This window comes from Dactylosporangium sp. CA-092794 (assembly GCF_050948465.1).
In the GTDB taxonomy this organism is placed as follows: Bacteria; Actinomycetota; Actinomycetes; order Mycobacteriales; family Micromonosporaceae; genus Dactylosporangium.
In genome coordinates this window covers 2148125-2161004 of the sequence record NZ_CP192044.1, presented here as the reverse complement: position 1 = coordinate 2161004, position 12880 = coordinate 2148125, and the positions used below count along the sequence as shown (strand labels likewise).

The 12880-nt window shown below is 72.8% G+C and carries 15 protein-coding genes; 5 read left to right on the top strand and 10 right to left on the bottom strand.

All coding sequences use genetic code 11. From position 1 onward, the window contains the following. Nucleotides 1-51: 51 nt before the first annotated feature. The gene (locus tag ACQPXD_RS09515) at nt 52-981 is read left to right on the top strand and encodes a COX15/CtaA family protein (protein ID WP_432836835.1); all 930 of its coding nucleotides are present in this window, start codon (nt 52-54) and stop codon (nt 979-981) included. Nucleotides 982-988: 7 nt separating this feature from the next. Here the strand turns inward: ACQPXD_RS09515 and ACQPXD_RS09510 are convergent, their stop codons facing one another. Together ACQPXD_RS09510 and ACQPXD_RS09505 are read right to left on the bottom strand one after the other, a co-directional pair. Then, nucleotides 989-1534, bottom strand: a complete 546-nt coding sequence (locus ACQPXD_RS09510) for a GNAT family N-acetyltransferase (protein ID WP_432836833.1) — start codon at nt 1532-1534, stop codon at nt 989-991. Beyond that, on the bottom strand, nt 1488-2225 hold the full coding sequence (locus ACQPXD_RS09505; protein ID WP_432836831.1) for a DUF4184 family protein: 738 nt from the start codon (nt 2223-2225) through the stop codon (nt 1488-1490). The genes ACQPXD_RS09510 and ACQPXD_RS09505 overlap by 47 nt, the downstream gene beginning before the upstream one ends. Nucleotides 2226-2389: 164 nt before the next feature. On the opposite strand from ACQPXD_RS09505, the gene ACQPXD_RS09500 reads away from it, so the two are divergent. The 3 genes from ACQPXD_RS09500 to pcaB all read left to right on the top strand — a co-directional run bounded on the left by ACQPXD_RS09500 (nt 2390) and on the right by pcaB (nt 4843). After that, nucleotides 2390-2704: a hypothetical protein gene (locus ACQPXD_RS09500; RefSeq protein WP_432836829.1), complete on the top strand. Its 315-nt coding sequence runs from the start codon at nt 2390-2392 to the stop codon at nt 2702-2704. A gap of 213 nt (nt 2705-2917) precedes the next feature. Then, nucleotides 2918-3424 carry a hypothetical protein gene (locus ACQPXD_RS09495; RefSeq protein WP_432836827.1) on the top strand — a complete coding sequence of 169 codons (507 nt, stop codon included), beginning with the start codon at nt 2918-2920 and terminating at the stop codon, nt 3422-3424. Between the two features lie 267 nt (nt 3425-3691). Beyond that, complete coding sequence (gene pcaB / locus ACQPXD_RS09490; RefSeq protein ID WP_432836825.1) at nt 3692-4843, top strand: 3-carboxy-cis,cis-muconate cycloisomerase; 1152 nt, start codon at nt 3692-3694, stop codon at nt 4841-4843. A gap of 28 nt (nt 4844-4871) precedes the next feature. On the opposite strand, the gene ACQPXD_RS09485 is transcribed toward pcaB, so the two are convergent. From ACQPXD_RS09485 to ACQPXD_RS09450, 8 genes are all read right to left on the bottom strand, one after another. Then, a complete protein-coding gene (locus tag ACQPXD_RS09485) occupies nt 4872-5633 on the bottom strand; it encodes an alpha/beta fold hydrolase (RefSeq protein WP_432836823.1) in 762 nt (253 codons plus the stop codon). Nucleotides 5634-5641: 8 nt separating this feature from the next. Beyond that, nucleotides 5642-6076 carry an SRPBCC family protein gene (locus ACQPXD_RS09480; RefSeq protein ID WP_432836821.1) on the bottom strand — a complete coding sequence of 145 codons (435 nt, stop codon included), beginning with the start codon at nt 6074-6076 and terminating at the stop codon, nt 5642-5644. Further along, the gene (locus ACQPXD_RS09475; protein WP_432836819.1) at nt 6073-6402 is read right to left on the bottom strand and encodes an ArsR/SmtB family transcription factor; all 330 of its coding nucleotides are present in this window, start codon (nt 6400-6402) and stop codon (nt 6073-6075) included. The genes ACQPXD_RS09480 and ACQPXD_RS09475 overlap by 4 nt, the downstream gene beginning before the upstream one ends. A 36-nt stretch (nt 6403-6438) precedes the next feature. Beyond that, the gene (locus ACQPXD_RS09470; protein WP_432836817.1) at nt 6439-7128 is read right to left on the bottom strand and encodes a TIGR03089 family protein; all 690 of its coding nucleotides are present in this window, start codon (nt 7126-7128) and stop codon (nt 6439-6441) included. A 17-nt stretch (nt 7129-7145) separates the two neighbouring features. Continuing rightward, the gene (locus ACQPXD_RS09465) at nt 7146-7769 is read right to left on the bottom strand and encodes a hypothetical protein (RefSeq protein WP_432836815.1); all 624 of its coding nucleotides are present in this window, start codon (nt 7767-7769) and stop codon (nt 7146-7148) included. Nucleotides 7770-7795: 26 nt separating this feature from the next. Then, on the bottom strand, nt 7796-8698 hold the full coding sequence (locus ACQPXD_RS09460) for an ATP-grasp domain-containing protein (protein ID WP_432836813.1): 903 nt from the start codon (nt 8696-8698) through the stop codon (nt 7796-7798). A gap of 35 nt (nt 8699-8733) precedes the next feature. After that, entirely contained in the window at nt 8734-9057 is a 324-nt protein-coding gene (locus ACQPXD_RS09455) for a hypothetical protein (RefSeq protein WP_432836811.1), read from the bottom strand. A gap of 268 nt (nt 9058-9325) precedes the next feature. Next, entirely contained in the window at nt 9326-10240 is a 915-nt protein-coding gene (locus tag ACQPXD_RS09450) for a heme o synthase (protein ID WP_432843749.1), read from the bottom strand. Between the two features lie 484 nt (nt 10241-10724). Here ACQPXD_RS09450 and tkt point away from each other — a divergent pair, with 484 nt between their 5' ends. Continuing rightward, a complete protein-coding gene (gene tkt / locus ACQPXD_RS09445; RefSeq protein WP_432836809.1) occupies nt 10725-12866 on the top strand; it encodes a transketolase in 2142 nt (713 codons plus the stop codon). The last annotated feature ends 14 nt before the right edge of the window (nt 12867-12880 follow it).

The following is a 12880-nucleotide window of genomic DNA, read 5'->3' as shown; positions in this document are numbered from 1 at the left end:
CCATATGTAGCCGCGCGTAATATCGCGCGGGTGGGGCGAATCGTGAGCTTGGTGACCGAGTGGCTGGACCGGCCCGCCACGCTGCGGCGGGCGGCGTTGGCGCTGCTCGTGGCGAACGTCGGGATCGTGTGCACCGGCGGGCTGGTGCGGCTGACCGGGTCGGGGCTGGGCTGCCCGACCTGGCCGCAGTGCACCACCGACGGCTCCTACGTGACCACCGCCGCGATGGGCTACCACGGCGTGATCGAGTTCGGCAACCGCACGCTGACGTTCGTGCTCAGCGTGTTCGCGCTGGTGGCGCTCGCGGCGGCGTGGCGGCAGCGGCGGCGGGCCAAGGGGGCGCTGGGCGGGGCGGCGTGGGTGCTGGCCGGGATCGCGGCGCAGGGCGTGCTGGGCGGGATCACGGTGCGGATGGCGCTCAACCCGTGGACGGTGGCGGCGCACTTCCTGCTGTCCATGGCGCTCATCGCGGTCGCGTTCCTGTTCTGGTACCGCACCCGTGAAGAGCCACCGCGATGGACCGCGCCCCGGGCGATGCGCACCGCCGGCGGAGCCGTCGTCACCGCCGTGTCGGCCGTCGTGCTCGTGCTCGGGACGGTGGTCACCGGCAGCGGGCCGCACTCCGGCGACACCAAGGCCAGCCGGACCGGCTTCGACCCCGAGGCGGTGTCGCAGTTGCACTCCGACGCCGTGTTCGTGCTCGTCGGGCTGAGCCTGGCGGTGTGGTTCGGGCTGCGCGCGCTCGGCGCCCCGCTGCGGGTCACCCGGGCGGCCGCGATCCTGGTGGTCGTCGAGCTCGCCCAAGGGGTGGTCGGCTTCGTGCAGTACTTCACCGGCCTGCCCTGGCCGGTCGTGATCCTGCACATGCTGGGCGCCTGCCTGGTCTGGACGGCGACGCTGAACCTGCTGCTCGCCCTGACCCCGCGACAGGCTCAGGCCGAATCCGGCGACCGCGACCACTCGCTGGCCAGCACGGCGTAGCGCCGGCTCAGGCCGGGTCGAGGGAACGGACCCACTCGCTGGCCAGCACGGCGTAGCGCAGGTCGTCGGTCCATTCCCCCTTCCACCAGCTGCTCTGCAGCTCCAGCCCCTCCCGGCGGAAACCGGCCCGCGAAAGCAGCGCCGCCGAGCGCGCGTTGCGGCCGTCCAGCGACGCGTGCACCCGGTGGAGTCCCTCTTCGATGAGGAGGTACTCCACGACGCGCCGGACGGCCTCCGTGGCGTACCCCCGGCGCTGGAAGGCGGTCGCGAGCGTGAAGCCGATCTCCGCCTGCCGGCCCTCGTCGTGGCGGCGAACCCCGATGTCGCCGATCAGCGCCCCGTCGGCGCGGCGTTCCAGCGCGTACTGGAACCAGCCCTCGTCGCGCGGGTCGCACCCGGCCAGCCCGGCCACGAACGCCTCGGCGGCCGCCAGCGGGAACGGGGCCTCCCAGCTCTGGTACCGCGCGACGCCGGGATCGGAGCGGTAGGCGGCCACGACCGGCGCGTCATCGGCTCGGAACCGGCGCAGCAGCAGTCGATCGGTCTCCAGCACGAGCCGACTGTACGGCGAACGCCCCGGCCAGCAGCCCCACGGTCAGCGACACGATCAGGCGCACCCCGACCACGTGCGGATACCCGGGGTAGCCGAGCCAGGCGAGCCGGTGGTTGCCCAACGCCCAGGTCAGCAGCACGCCGGCGGCGGTGACGGCGGCCGAGACGCCCCAGAACAGCAGGGGGCGGCGCGGCACCGGCGGCGGGTCGCCGTGCCAGGCGCGCAGGAGGTGACGGCTCCCGCAGTACCACAGGAACAGCGGCAGCAGCAGCACCGCGCTGTCGTCGCTGACCTGGCGGATCGGCCACCACGCCGCCACCGGGCCCGGGTGCGTGACGAGGTCCCACAGCAGGTGGCTGATCGCACCGAGCAACGCCGAGCCGGCGGTGACCCACCAGCGGTGGCGGACGCCGGCCAGCACGCCGTACTCCCGCAGCCAGCCCGGCAGGTGCGCGGCGACCGCGGGTGCGCCGCGGCGGATCAGCCAGGCGGTCGCGACCGCGCAGGGCAGGCTCCACCACAGCAGGGCCGGGACGGTGTGGCTGGGGATCCGCACGCCGATCCCGTGGAGCGCATAGGCCATGTCGGGCGCGCACGCCCCGGTGGCGAGTGCGACCCCGTCGAACCAGCGGGGCCGCCACAGCTTCAGCGGCAGAACGGCAAGCGGATGCGTCGGCAACGTGGAAGGCACGCGCCGATGCTGTCAGCGACTGCGGCCGGAAGGTCCGGCGTGCACCGGATCATCACGAACCTTTCACACCACGAGATCACCCGAAGCCGCCCTGCAGATTGCCAAGTTGTAAATTCATCTGCACTTTCTATGGAGTCGGATCATTGGTATGCCACCCTTCTGCAATGGGGCACACGGAACCGCTCATCATGCAGATTTACTGCCGCCTTGAGGTCGCGGTCACCGATCCGGAGGCCGTTGCGAAGCTGGCCGGCCAGCAGCTTCGCGAGGCAGACATCGACTGGTCACGGCGGGAAGAGGACCTCGATGAGGCGGTCCACCAGCTTGAGTCCGATCTCACACAAGCATTGGCGTGTGTGATTGAGCACGATCGGATGATCGAACATCTGCCGGGCGTGGAACCGCGCGGCGGGCTGGCGTTCACCACATTCGGCAAGCCCGATGACCGTTTCCGCCCGGGCTTCACCGACTTTCTGTAGGACCCGCACAAAAGGCCACACAACACGACACAGTACGAACGCGGCGCCGGCCATCGTGGGCCGGCGCCGCGCATTTTTGCCGCCGGTGTCCGCAAATTGGGCGCATGCGTCCGCACATTGGGCGCACCGCACATTGACGACCGCCTACCGATAAGTCCAGACACTTCGTGTCCGGACTTATCGGATTTTTCGCCCGACGGGCGAAAAGTCAGCGTGAACGCCCCGCGACCGACAGGACGCTCCGCCTCCACCACCGCCACAGGGCGCTCCGCGCCCACCTCCACCACCGCCACCGCCACCGCCACCGCCGTCGCCGTCGCCGTCGCCGTCGCCGTCGCCGTCGCCGCCACCGTCGCCGCCGCCGCCACCGTCGCCGCCGCCACCGTCGCCGCCGCCACCGTCGCCGCCGCCGCCGCCACCACCGTCGCCGTCGCCGTCGCCGCCGCCGCCGCCGCCGTCGCCGTCGCTGCTGCCGCCGCCGCCGTCGCGGGACGCTCCGCGCCCACCTCCACCGCCGCCGCGAGGACCGATCCCCCACGTTCGATCGCGCCCGTCCCCGGCGATCCGGTGCGCGCGGCCCTCGGCGAGCGGCTGGTCACCACCGCGACGCTCCACCGCACCGCCACCCGATCGCGGCGACCACCGCCCCGCAGGCCCGCCGCGACCGGAAGTCTCCGCGATCATGCCGGACCCGCCACCGACACCACCGGTTTTTCATGATCACGGAGCGAACATGTACACCCGTGTACCAAATGTCTCCACGATCGTGGCAAACCCGTGGTGCGGCGGCGCAACACGCATGATCACGGAGACATCCGTACGCCTGCCCGGATCGAGGCCGCCAGGCGCGAAGTCCGATACAACGGCTTGGATCGCGCGCTCCGCGGCCGCAGGATGCGCGACGGGAGTGGCGGGCGTTCGGGCCCGCCGGGGGTGGGTGGCTCGGTACAGTCACCGGGTCGGACCACGACCCCCGCGGGAATCGCCATGACCCCTTCTGCAAGCCTGTTCGGCGCCGTGCTGGCCCGTGGCGAGGTCGCCGCGGCGGTCGGTGACGACGCCTGGCTGACCGCGATGCTGCAGGTCGAGGCCGCCCTGGCGCAGGTGCAGGCGTTCACCGGCCTGCTCGACCCGGCCGCCGCCGACGCCGTCGCGGCGGTCTGTGCGCGGCCGGAGACGTTCGCCGTGGGGGTGATCGGTGCGGGCGCGGCGGCGAGCGGGAATCCCGTGATCCCGCTGGTGGAAGCTCTGCGGGCGGCCGTGCCCGAGGCCGCGGCCGGCGCCGTGCACCGGGGTGCCACCAGCCAGGACATCCTCGACACGGCCGGGATGCTGGTCGCCACCCGGGCGCTGCGGCCGCTGCTGGCCGACCTCGGTGCGTGCGCCGACCACGCGGCGCGGCTGGCCCGCGAGCACCGGGACACCGCGATGGTGGGCCGCACGCTGCTGCGCCAGGCGGCGCCGACCACGTTCGGGCTGAAGGCGGCCGGCTGGCTCGGTGGGCTCGACGCCGCCCGGCGCCGGCTGGAGCAGGTGCAGCGGGAGCGGCTCGCGGTGCAGTTGGGCGGGGCGGCCGGGACCCTGGGCGCGTTCGGCGACGCGGGGCCCGATCTCGTGGAGGGGCTGGCCACGATGCTGGGGCTGGCCGAGCCGGCGCTGCCCTGGCACACCGAGCGGACCCGGATCGCGGACCTGGCCGGCGCGCTCGGCGGCGCGGCCGGGGCGGTGGCGAAGGTGGCCCGCGACCTGACGCTGCTGGCCCAGGACGAGGTGAACGAGGTCGCCGACGCGGCGCCCGGCGGTTCGTCGGCGCTGCCCGGCAAGCGCAACCCGGTCGCCGCGATCTGCGCGGTGGGCTGCGCCGCCTCCGCGCCCGGGCTGGTGGCGAACCTGCTCGCGGCGATGGCCCACGAGCACGAGCGCGCGGCCGGCGCCTGGCACGCCGAGTGGCGCCCGATGCGCGAACTGCTCGTGACGACCGGCTCGGCCGCGTCCTGGCTGCGCGCGGCCCTCGACCGGCTGCGGGTGAACCCGGACGTGATGCGCGAGAACCTGGCCCGCAGCGGCCTGACCGGCGACCTCACTACCGCCGGCCCGCTGGTCGACCGCGCCCTGGACGCCCTGGGAGCGAAGCGATGAGCGCCGCGGTGATCGGCCGACGGCGTGATCAGCCCAGCAGCTTGACCAGCAGCGGGGCCAGGGCGGCCGGGTCCACGTCGTGGGTCTGGCCGTCGAGCACCTCGAGCGTCGCCGACGGCAGCGCGGCCGCCGTCTCGCGGGCCGCGTCCCGCAGCATCGCCGGGCTGGCGCCGCCGGCGATCACGACGGTGGGCACGCGGACCGCGGCCGCCACCTCCGGCCGGACCTTGCCCGGGTCGAGCACCGCGTCGTCGTAGGCCAGCGTCGGCGCGATCGCCTCCAGCGTGGCGAACCCGGGCGAGGCGCGAAAGCCCGCGATCGCCTCGGCCGGCATGCCGACCCGGCTCATGAACAGCGCCACCGCGTCGCCGCGACGGCCCTGCGCCAGCAGGTCGGTCAGCTCGGCGGTGTAGCGGGGATCCGCCCCGACGAACGGCGGCTCGTAGAGCGCGAGCGCGGTGATGCCGGAGCCCTGCGCGGCCGCGGAGAGGGCGAGCGCGCCGCCGGAAGACATGGTGTAGACCGCCGCCGAGCCGCCGGCGGCCGAGATCACCGCCTGCAGGTCCTCGACCTCGCGCCGCACCGCGTAGGGCTGGGTGTCGCCGCTCTCGCCGCGACCGCGCCGATCGTAGGAGTACACCGTGAAATGCTCCTGCAACAGCGCGGCCAAGGGGCGCATCGGGCCGGCGGCGCGGTAGCACATGGCACCGTCCACGAGCACCAACGCGGGGCCGGCGCCGGCCCGGTCGTAGCCGATCTCGGTACCGTCAGCGGATGTAACGAAAGGCATGGCAGCTCCTACAGGGTGGCCAGATAGGCGTCGAAGCGGTCGAGGCTGGTGGCGAAGCCGGCCCGGGCCTCGGCGCTGCGGTAGGCGGCCGGCGCGTTGGTCTGGTGGGTGATCACCTCGGTGCGCCCGTCGCCGAGGTCGCGGAACGTGATCTCGGTGCGCATCCCGCCCTCGACGCCCGGCTCGATCCACACGAGCTTGTGCGGGCGGTCGATCTCGGCGTAGACGGCGCGCATGGTGTAGGTGCCGCCGTCGGCGCCGACCATCGTGGTCTCGAAGGAGCCGCCCGGGCGCAGGTCGACCACGATGCCGTCGAGCGGGGTCGTGGTACCGGTCGGGCCCCAGAAGTGGGTCAGGTGCTCGGGCGTCGTCATGCAGTCGAACAGCAGCTCCGGCGACGCCCGGTGGATGCGGCTGAAGGTGAGCTCTCCGACGTCGCTCATCCCTGCAGCCGCTCCAGGTGCGCGGCCAGGCGGTCGTGACGGTCCGCCCAGACGCGCCGGTGCCGCTCGATCCAGCCGGCCGCCTCGGCCAGCCGGCCCGCCTCCAGCGCGCACGGGCGCGACTGGGCGCTGCGCGTGCGCGAGATCAGCCGGGCCTGCTCCAGCACCTTGAGGTGCTTGGACACGGCCTGCTGGGTCATCGCGAAGGGCTCGGCGAGCTGATGCACCGTCGCCTGGCCCTCGGCGAGCCGTTCCAGGATCGCCCGCCGGGTCGGGTCGGCCAGCGCCGCGAAGACGAGGCTCAGCTCGTCGGTGACGACCGTCATGCTGCGACGGTACCCACAACCAATCGTTTTTACAACCTAATGGTTGTGATTCGGATCGGCGCAGATCACCACCGAGGCGCCCGCGGCCAGCGGGGCGAGCAGCCACCGCACCGGGTGCTCGTGCTCCGCGGGGTCGATCATCAGCCGGTCCCCCGCCCGCAGGCCGAGCTCCTCGGCGAGGCCGGCGGCCAACCGGCCCCAGTCGCCGTAGCTGGTCCCGTCGACGCTCGCGGCATCGGTACGGCGGGTGCGCCCGTAGGCCGGCGTGTGCTGCGGGTACGCGCGGATCTCGGCCAGGAAGTCGCGGTACCCCTCGGCGGGAACCTCGGCGAAGAACGAGAACCTGTGCGTGGCCTCCGGGATGTCCTCGAGCCACGAGCCGATCCGGTCGGCGGCGACGAAGGTCGCGTCGAAGTCGCCGGCGGGCTCCAGCGGGTCCAGCCCGGCGGTCGCCCGCAGCCGGAACGACACCGCGATCCCCGCGGACCAGGCGCCCAGCAGCGCCGCGGCGGTGAGCCAGTGCGGCGGCAGCAGCACCGCGGCCCGGCTGCCGGGGCCGAGGCCGCAGCCCTCGTGCAGCAGCCCGGCGGCCCGGGCGGCCCAGCCGCCGAGCGCGGTGGCGGACAGCTCGGTGCGCTCACCGGTGGTCGCGTCGCAGTAGGTCAGCAAGGGCGCGTCGACGCCGTCCGGCGCCTGCGCCCCGAGCAGCACGGGGTTCTCACTCATGCGGGACAGCCTATGGCTCACAGCATGCGCACCGCGGAGCTGCGGGCCACCTCGGGCGCGACCGGCGGCAGCGACTCGTACTTGCGCAGCAGCGCATGGACGACGAACACGTAGGGCGCGCCGGAGGTCAGGCCGGTGACGGTGGCGCTGACCCGGGTGCAGCCGGTGCCCGGCGCGACGGTCTGCCAGGTCCAGGCCGGCTGCGGGCCGTAGTACAGGTCCTGCGGGACGGTGGCGAGCTGGTAGTCGACGATCGCCGGGTCGCCGATGTTCCACCAGCTCACCACTGCGGAGTTGGTGCCCGGCACGACGTCGGCGCCGTTGACGACGCCGGTCCGCACCGTGCCCGAGCACTCGTCGGGCCGCGGGCCGGGGCTCGCGGTGGACGCCGTCCGGCTGGGCAGCGGGGAGAGCGAGGCGATCGGTCCCCGCACCGGCGCGCCCGTGGTCAGCCCGGCGGACGGGTTCACCGCCTCGCCCGGCAGGTACACCGTGTCCTCCGGCAGGTTGACGATCGTCGCGGGTGCCGTCGCCGGTGTGGCGGTACCGTTGCCGCCCGCGCCGGGCAGCGCGCCGCAGCCCGCCAGGCAGGCGGTCAGGGCCGAGGCGAGCGCGAGCGCCGCGCCGATGCGCCGGGTCACCAACCACACATCGGCGCGGGCCCGCCCTACTTGAGCCGGCGCTCCACGGCCGCGGCGAAGCGGTCCGCCGAGCCCGGCGCGGTGGCGAAGAACAGCGACGGCTCGGTGAGCTCCACCTCGATCACCACCGGGCCGTCCGCCGAGGGCAGCAGGTCGACGCGGATGTACAGCAGGTCGCCGGCCGGCCCCGGCAGCGCGCCGAGCACGCGGTCGGCCAGGGCGCGCTCCGCCGCCGCCGGGGTGCGCGGCTCGATGTGCTCCTCCTGGTACAGCTCCGCCGCCGCCTCGTAGGGCCCGGTGAGGATGGCGCCCTTACGGATCGCGTGGCTGAACGCGCCGCCCAGGTACAGCAGTGCGGTCTCCCCCGCGGTGTCGACCTCGCCGAGGTACGGCTGCACCATCACCAGGCGACCGGCGTCCTGCAGCCGCCGCACGTGTGCGGCGGCCGGCTCCGCCTGGGTGGCGAGGTCGTACCGGCCGGTGTCGATGCTGCCGGCGCTGATCGCCGGCTTCACCACGATCTCGCCGGAGGCGGCGGGCGTCCAGGCGGCGCCGGGCTCGACCCAGTCGGTGGGGACGACCGGGATGCCGGCGGCGGCGAGCTCGCGCAGGTAGCGCTTGTCGGTGTTCCACTCGAGCACGGCGGCCGGGTTGGCCAGCCGCGGCACGGCGTGCGCCCAGGCGAGGAACTCGGCGCGGCGCTTGGCGTAGTCCCAGGTGTTGCGCACGATCGCCAGGTCGTAGCCGGTCCAGTCGGCGCCGGTGGCGTCCCAGGCGACCGGCTCGGCGGCGATGCCGCGGGCAGCGAGGGCGGGGATCAGGGCCTGGTCGTCCTCGTCGAGGCCGGGCAGGTCGGCGCAGGTAACGAGAGCGACCCGGGCGGCGGCCCGGGTCGCGGCTGACGGGGAAATCGGACGATCTTGATTCACGCAGGGAAGATACCCGCGGCGGGGCGGGTCCGGCGCTAGCGGGACAGCGTGCGGCGCCCCATCGAGCGCCAGAGGTCGTTGCTCGGTCGCATCTGCTCGAGGAGCTCGCGCTCCCAGGCGTTCTCGATCGTGACCCCGGCCTGGGCACAGGCGGATCGTGCGATGTCCGTGCCCTCGGCGAACTGGTCGCCCCAGACGCCGTCCTCTCCGACGAGCACGATGCGGGCACCGCGCCGGCCGACGTACTCGATGACCGCCTTGGCGCCGCCGTGGTCCTCCGCGAAGGACTTGAGCCCGGCGATCAGGCCGCCCGGGACCGGGCGGTTCAGGGTCATCGTCGTATCGGAACCATCTGCCATGTCGGCCACACTAAAGCCACTGCTGACCACGTGCGGGTGAACCAGATGGCGGTTGTGATCGTAGTTACGAAGAGGTTTAGCCGACTCGCCGCGATGTTTGGAGGACTATGTCCGCAAATATCCGGATTTTTTTCGGGGTTGCCTGGCGCGCAAAGCGAGACGTGGATCACGTGGCGTGCACGGTGACCGGAGTACCCAAAAAATTCGGGCGTTTCTGGTTTAACTTTCGCTTAGGCGCCCATTTCGCGCGGGGTTCGGGCCCTAGCCTTCAGTGGATCAGCGCGTCGACCGCGACGGCGACGAAGAGCAGCGTCAGGTACGTCACCGACCAGTGGAAGAGCCGCATCGGCTTGAGCGGCTCCCCGCGCCGGGCCCGGCCGTCGAGGCGGTGCGCCTCGACCAGCAGCAGCGCGCCGGTGACGATCGCGACCACGCCGTAGATCGGGGTCATGCCGAGCGGCCAGAGCGCGACCGAGGCGGCGACGGTGAGCCAGCTGTACACCACCGTCTCCAGGCCCACCCGGCGCATGCTCGCCACCACGGGCAGCATCGGGATGCCGGCCCGGGCGTAGTCGTCCTTGAACTTGATGGCCAGGGCGTAGAAGTGCGGCGGCTGCCACAGGAACACCACGGCGAAGAGCACCCACGCCGGCCAGGACAGCCCGCCGGTGACCGCGGCCCAGCCGATGAGCACCGGCGCCGCGCCGCAGGCCCCGCCCCAGACCGTGTTCTGCGGGGTGGTCCGCTTGAGCCACAGCGTGTAGACGAGGTCGTAGTAGGCGATCGCGCCGGCGGTGAGCAGCGTGGCGAGCAGGTTGGTGAAGGCGCCCATCAGCACCGTGGAGACGGCGGCGAGGGTCAGGCCGAAGATGAGCGCGGCGCGCGGCGACACGGTGTGCGTGGCCAGCGGCCGGCGCGACGTGCGCTTCATCACCTGGTCGATGTCGCGGTCGATGTAGCAGTTCAGCGCGTTGGCGGCGCCGGCGGCGAGCGAGCCGCCGACGAGCACGACGAGGACCAGCCACAGGTCCGGCAGGCCGCGGTCGGCCAGGAACATCGTCGGGACGGTGGTGATCAGCAGCAGCTCGATGATGCGCGGCTTGGTGAGCGAGATGTATGCCTTCACCACCGCGGCGAGCCCGGCCCGCCGCCCGGCCGCCTGTGCCTGCTGTGCCCGGGCCAGGGCCGCCGCCGAGGTGGGACGGACCGGCCCCGACGCGCGCTGATCAACGACTGCATGGTCGACGAGCTGCGTCACGTCTGGATTGCCACCTTCCGGCATCGGCCACGCCCGGTCCCGGCTTCGGTGGCCCGGGGAAGCGTGGCGGAGCGAGGGGCCCGCCGAGACCGGCGAGCCTCCGCATCGTAGAACAGGATCAACGCAGGTCGGACGGCACCCCCGGGACAGGGCGCGGGCCCCTTGATTTCGCTCAGGGCTGAACCGATCACGGTTTGCCGGGGCCGAGGGCATCGCCGCTCATCCGCGCCGCCCGGGGCGGATGTGGCCATCGACTACGGTTGTCGCAGGCAGTGTCGCCGATGTCCGAAACCCGGTCGACCCCGCGTGGCGCCATCCGATCGTGGGTAGGGTCGACTTGACAACATTCGACGATCAAACCCTCCGAGGCTTTTCCGCAACCTCGCCGTTCGACAGGAGCAGCACCGCCGTGAGCGTTGAAGAGGTCAAGGGTCCCGAGCTGTCCTGGTCCGACGTCGACCGGCGCGCGGTCGACACGGTCCGGGTGCTGGCGCTGGACGCCGTCGAGAAGGCCGGCAACGGCCACCCCGGCACGGCGATGAGCCTGGCGCCGGCCGCCTACCTGCTCTTCCAGAAGGTCATGCAGCACGACCCCACCGACCCGGCCTGGGTCGGCCGCGACCGCTTCGTGCTCTCGTGCGGTCACTCCAGCCTCACCCTCTACATTCAGTTGTACCTGGCCGGCTACGGCCTGAGCCTGGACGACCTCAAGTCGCTGCGGCAGTGGGGCTCGCTGACCCCCGGCCACCCCGAGCACGGCCACACCGCCGGCGTGGAGACCACCACCGGCCCGCTCGGCCAGGGCGTCGGCAACGCGGTCGGCATGGCGATGGCCGCCCGCCGCGAGCGGGGCCTGTTCGACCCCGAGCCGGCCGTCGGCGAGAGCCTCTTCGACCACTTCGTCTACGTGCTGTGCTCCGACGGTGACATCGAGGAGGGCATCAGCCACGAGGTCAGCGCCCTCGCCGGGCACCAGAAGCTGGGCAACCTCGTCGTCATCTACGACGACAACGAGATCTCGATCGAGGACGACACGAAGGTCGCCAAGAGCGAGGACGTGGCGAAGCGGTACGAGGCCTACGGCTTCCACGTGCAGGTCGTCGACTGGCGCAAGGGCCACGACGCGGGCGACGGCGTCTACGCCGAGGACGTCCACGCGCTGTGGGACGCGATCCAGGCCGCCAAGGCCGTGACCGACCGCCCGTCGTTCATCGCGCTGCGCACCATCATCGGCTGGCCGGCGCCGAAGAAGCAGAACACCGGCAAGATCCACGGCTCGGCGGCGGGCGCCGACGAGATCGCCGCGACCAAGCAGATCCTCGGCTTCGACCCCGAGCTGTCCTTCGCCGTCGCCGACGAGGTGCTCGCACACACCCGCGGGGCCATCGAGCGGGGCAAGGCCAAGCACGAGGAGTGGAACAAGACCTTCCAGGCGTGGCACGACGGCGCCGGCGAGCGGGCCGAGCTGTTCGACCGGCTCTTCGCGGGCCGGCTGCCCGAGCACTGGGAGAAGGCGCTGCCGGAGTTCCCGCCGAGCGAGAAGGGCGTCGCCACCCGCAAGGCGTCCGGCGACACCCTGAACGCGCTCGCCCCGGTGCTGCCGGAGCTGTGGGGCGGCTCGGCCGACCTCGCCGAGAGCAACAACACCACGATGGAGGGCGAGCCGTCGTTCATTCCGGCGGAGTACTCCACCAAGCTCTTCCCCGGCGACGAGTACGGCCGCACGCTGCACTTCGGCATCCGCGAGCACGGCATGGGCGCGATCCTCAACGGGATCAAGCTGCACGGCCCCACCCGGCCGTACGGCGGCACGTTCCTCGTCTTCTCCGACTACATGCGCCCGGCGGTGCGGCTGGCCTCGCTCATGGGGCAGCCGGTCGTCTACGTGTGGACGCACGACTCGATCGGCCTCGGCGAGGACGGCCCGACCCACCAGCCGATCGAGCACCTCTCGGCGCTGCGGGCCATCCCCGGCCTGGCCGTGGTCCGCCCCGGCGACGCCAACGAGACCGCGCAGGCCTGGAAGGTCGCGCTCGAGCGCCGCGACCAGCCGGTGGCCCTCGCCCTGACCCGGCAGAACCTGCCGGTGCTGGACCGCACCGTCTACGCCCCGGCCGACAACGTGGCCAAGGGCGGCTACATCCTGAAGGACGCCTCCGACGCCCAGCCGAAGGTGATCATCATCGCCACCGGCTCCGAGGTGCAGCTCGCGGTCAAGGCCCAGGAGCGGCTGGAGGCCGAGGGCACGCCGACCCGGGTCGTGTCGATGCCGTGCCAGGAGTGGTTCGAGGAGCAGGACCTCGCGTACCGCCAGCAGGTCATCCCGACCGGCGTCAAGGCGCGGGTCACCGTCGAGGCCGGCATCGCCATGTCCTGGCACAAGCTGCTCGGCGACTCCGGCGTGCCGGTGAGCATCGAGCACTACGGCGCGAGCGCCCCCTACACGGTGCTGTTCGAGCAGTTCGGCTTCACCGTCGACAAGGTCGTCGCGGCCGCGCACGCCTCCCTGGCCAAGGTGGGCGAGATCACCGGCAGCACCACCGGCAACTAGACCCGAAGAAGGAG

Coding starts and splice junctions, on each gene's coding strand:
- ACQPXD_RS09500 (WP_432836829.1), top strand. CDS start 2,390: ATGGGGCACACGGAACCGCTCATCATGCAGATTTACTGCCGCCTTGAG.
- pcaB (WP_432836825.1), top strand. CDS start 3,692: ATGACCCCTTCTGCAAGCCTGTTCGGCGCCGTGCTGGCCCGTGGCGAG.
- ACQPXD_RS09485 (WP_432836823.1), bottom strand. CDS start 5,633: ATGCCTTTCGTTACATCCGCTGACGGTACCGAGATCGGCTACGACCGG.
- ACQPXD_RS09480 (WP_432836821.1), bottom strand. CDS start 6,076: ATGAGCGACGTCGGAGAGCTCACCTTCAGCCGCATCCACCGGGCGTCG.
- ACQPXD_RS09475 (WP_432836819.1), bottom strand. CDS start 6,402: ATGACGGTCGTCACCGACGAGCTGAGCCTCGTCTTCGCGGCGCTGGCC.
- ACQPXD_RS09470 (WP_432836817.1), bottom strand. CDS start 7,128: ATGAGTGAGAACCCCGTGCTGCTCGGGGCGCAGGCGCCGGACGGCGTC.
- ACQPXD_RS09455 (WP_432836811.1), bottom strand. CDS start 9,057: ATGGCAGATGGTTCCGATACGACGATGACCCTGAACCGCCCGGTCCCG.